3 protein-coding genes are annotated in these 3,872 nt (G+C 68.0%); 1 reads left to right on the top strand and 2 read right to left on the bottom strand.

Going from position 1 to position 3,872, the window contains the following annotated elements; genetic code table 11:
* Positions 1–121: 121 nt before the first annotated feature.
* Positions 122–1,186 (bottom strand): saccharopine dehydrogenase family protein, encoded by a 1,065-nt coding sequence (locus AB1460_RS36180; protein ID WP_368966997.1) that lies wholly within the window; start codon positions 1,184–1,186, stop codon positions 122–124.
* A 159-nt stretch (positions 1,187–1,345) separates the two neighbouring features.
* Here AB1460_RS36180 and AB1460_RS36175 point away from each other — a divergent pair, with 159 nt between their 5' ends.
* Entirely contained in the window at positions 1,346–2,329 is a 984-nt protein-coding gene (locus AB1460_RS36175; RefSeq protein ID WP_368966996.1) for an AraC family transcriptional regulator, read from the top strand.
* An 833-nt stretch (positions 2,330–3,162) separates the two neighbouring features.
* Here the strand turns inward: AB1460_RS36175 and AB1460_RS36170 are convergent.
* A complete protein-coding gene (locus AB1460_RS36170; RefSeq protein WP_368966994.1) occupies positions 3,163–3,480 on the bottom strand; it encodes a hypothetical protein in 318 nt (105 codons plus the stop codon).
* Positions 3,481–3,872: the final 392 nt, after the last annotated feature.

Genomic DNA, 3,872 nt, shown 5'->3' with positions numbered 1-3,872 from the left:
GTCGTCACAAACCTCGATGATCACCGGTGGCCTCTTGCGTGCCTGGACCGGCTCCACCTCAACGTCGCATCTCAACCATGACCCATCAGATCAAAATGATCACTAAAGTCCGGCTGGAGTACTAGGCGGTTGCTGTGTCGGGAACGGGGACGGTGATGGTCCAGCTGATTCCGTGTGGGGCGAGGAAGGCCAGGAAGCTGGTCGGGTCGTATGCCTGTGCCGGAGCGAGCACGCCTGGTTTGGCGCCGTCCGCGACCAGTCGGCGGGCGGCTTCGACGGCGATCACGGCGGTGATGCCGTAGGTGTCGTGGCCCTCCACAATGCCGCGAGCACGTCGGCCGTCGCGGCCGACGGCGTCGATGAGGTAGGTGAACCGTTGGGTACGGCGGTCCTCCTCGGCCGGTCCTTCGGGAAGACTGTCGATGATCTGCGGGGTGAGCGGGGTGCCCAACTGGGCACCGATCGCGGCGTCGACGAGGCTCTCGACATGCCGGACCGGTACGTGGCGCGGGATGGTGACCACCTCGGACAAGGGGCATTTCACCACCGCGGTCGGTTGCTCGGCACCGGGAAGGGTGATGGAGGCGTGCCGGGCGGGGATGCCGGTACGCCAGTCACCGTCGTCATAGCCGAGGCCGCCGGCCTTGAGTGCGTCGATCGTGTCGAGGGCCGAGCGTAGCGAGCCGCGGGAGAACCCAGCACTGCCGACGATGAAGTGGCTGACGGCGATCTCCTCGATCGGTTGGACGCGCTCGGCGAGCAGGTGGGCGATCAGGTCGCCGGGGACGCATCCATCGTTCGTGGCGGGGACGACGGTGATCCCGGCGCGCTCCGCTTCGCCGGCGAAGGCGTCGAAGACCGCTTTGGTGTAAAGCTGCTCACCGGCGGTGTCGACGTAGTGGCAGCTGGCGGCGATGGCCGCTCGGACCACGGCGGGGCCGGAACTCGTGAATGGTCCGGCGCAGTTGATGACCGCGTCGCATTCGCGGAAGGCTGCCACGAGGGCGTCGTGGTCGTCGGTGTCGGCTACCCGCTGTTCGGCGTCGACCATTCCCGCAGCCGTCGCGGCCTCACGCAGGCGCGTGGCGTTACGGCCGACGAGCCGCATGCCGATGTTGCGGTGAGCCAGTTCCGCGAGAACGAGCTTTCCCTGGTAGCCGCTTGCGCCGTAGATGGCGATCTGCACGTGGATCTCCTGGTTCGAACGATGAGTGTTGTCGTGCAAGATGACTGACCACCTCGCCGAGGATCTCACCGTATGGCTACGCAAGGAGACGACCAATGCGTATGCGTCGCTGGTTCATGCGCGAGCGTCTTCATCGGATCGTGGAGATACACTGACGGTGTGGATGTGCTCTCCGATGCGGTCGCGGTCATGCGCACCGGCCAACCGCACTCCGGCCGGGTCCACCGGCCGGCGCCGTTCGGAACGCGGCATCCATCTGTCGCGGCGGCCGGGTTCCACGTCGTTCTGCAGGGATCGTGCTGGCTGTTCCCACCACGCGGCGCACCGATCGCTCTCGGGGTAGGGGATGTGGCATTCCTGCCCTACGGGGCTGCCCACGGTCTCGCCGACAGCCTGTCGACCCCGCTGGTGGAGGCGTCCACGTCTCTGACCGAGATCCCACCCGGCCAGGACGACAACCAAAACGACCGCCAAGACGGCGACGGGGTACCGACCGGCCGGCACCTGACAGACGGGTCGGCCGCTGCGACGGTCATGCTCTGCGGTGCGTATCTGCTGGACCGGTCCCGGGCACATCCGCTGCTCGAAGACCTGCCGGAGGTCATCCACCTTCCGGCCAGGGTCGGACACCGCCCGGGGCTACGCGCCGCCGTCGATCTGCTCGCCGGCGAACTGGAGCAGCCACGCCCGGGCGGCGACGCCATGCTGCCCGCCCTTCTGGACGTGCTGCTGCTGCACATTCTGCGAGCCTGGTTCGACGAACAATCCGCCCACGGCGCGGTCACCGGCTGGGCAGCAGCGCTGCGCGACCCTGCCGTCGCCGCCGGGCTGTGTGCCATCCACGGCGACCCTGCCCGGCCATGGACCGTCGCGGAACTGGCTTCCCAGGCCGGGCTGTCCCGCGCGGCCTTCGCCCGACGATTCGCCGCGCTGGTCGGCCAACCACCGCAGACCTACCTGACCTGGTGGCGGATGACGCTCGCAGCCCGGCTGCTGCGAGACAGTGACGCGCCGCTAGCGACAGTGGCCAGAAAGACGGGCTATTCTTCAGAGTTCGCCTTCGCCCACGCGTTCAAACGAGAATACGGGTCAGCCCCCGGGAAGTTCCGCCGATCCACCACCACCGCCGCCGAACGAAACTGAGCCGCCGACAGGAAGTTGGAAGTCCTCACCCAGGACGCGGTCGCCGGCGACGTCGAGCTCGACGTGCGCCAACTGTTCCACGAACGCCTGACAGATAGGGGCCGGGCGGGGCGGACGGACAGGCCGGGTTCGGGTTCGGGTTCGGTGAGCACACCGCGCTCGACCAGCCGTTTCAGCTTGGCGCGCATGCCCTCGAGGTGGCGGGGTTCGGTACCGACACCCAGCGCCCGGCAGACGTCCTTGGCGCGTAGTCCTTCCTCGTCCTGAACGAACAGGGCGAGGATCTCCCGGCAACCGGCCGGGAGGGGCCCGGCCGCGTCGGGGGTGTCCTCGGTGGTCAGCTCCACCACAGTCTGATGGGTGACCTCCAACCGTTCCAGGGTGTGTCCGGCGGTGGCGAGTTCCTCACCGAGCCGGCCGATCTCCGCTCGGAGCTCCTCGACGGCCCCCTGGACCCGTACCCCGCCGGTTCTCGATCCTCGCCAGCAGATTCCCGCTCACGGTCCCACCCCTGCCCGGCAGCAGGCCGCTCAGACCGGCGGGCCCCGCCAGGTCGACGTGGCACCCCGGGTCAGACAGCGCGCCATCACGTCGACCATCGGCCATCGGATCATCGCGACTGAACCGCCCCGACCTCTATGGAACCCGGGGCGGTTCACCAGACCACACCCACCGTTGATCAGACATTCCCAGTCAGGGTGGGTGGGGCGGGTGGGGCTCGAACCCACGACCGACGGATTATGAGAGACTTCCGGAAACCTCGCCGACCTCGGCGGATGCCGCGTGACCTGCGCGGATGGCTTGCGGCATCTGCCGTCGTCTTCGGCGGTTTCTCACGATCCTGCGGACTGGCTGCGGACCGACCGAAGGGCCCCGGCAGCTCCTCGTGCCTTCCATTTCTTTGTGTTGCCGGCCAGCGCCTTCGCCCGGCGCCCCATCAGATCCTGGGGCACCCAGATGGGGGAAGGGCACCACGTGAGCGCAGACCGTGGTGGCGGCGGCGGAGAGCAGGCGGACGCCAGACGGATCACGATGATCAGCTGAGTGACGGTACCCTGGGCGGCGACCGCATCGTCGAGGACCATCGATTCCATCGCCCTGCGGTCGCATCCCGTGATCACCTCAACCTCCCCGACGATCTTCTTGGCCACGTCGATGACTCGGTTCGGCTGGTCCGAGGTAGCGAGGCACCGGAGCAACTTCGCCGGGCAGGCTTGGGCAGAGCTTGGACGGCACTGACCAGCGACGAACAGGGCCGCGAGCTGACCCCTCAAACATCACCCGGCGGTGGTCGCGGGTAGCCGGTGCATGCTGCCCGGCACCATGAGGTGGCCGACGAGTGCCTCAGAGGGTGTTCTGTGCGGGTTTGTCGGGTGTCAGTTTGGGTTGATCTCTGGGGTGGGTGGAGTCGGGCGGGGCAGGATAAACAGGCCGGGTTCGGGTTCGGTGAGGACGCCGCGGTCGACCAGCCGTTTCAGTTTCGCGCGCAGGCCCTCGACGTGGCGGGGTTCGGTGCCCGCACCCAGTGCCCGGCAGGCGTCCT

The sequence above is a fragment of the Parafrankia sp. FMc2 genome (assembly GCF_041008525.1).
GTDB lineage: Bacteria > Actinomycetota > Actinomycetes > Frankiales > Frankiaceae > Parafrankia.
Note: the sequence above shows the minus strand (reverse complement) of the source record. Positions and strands in the feature narration are given on the sequence as shown.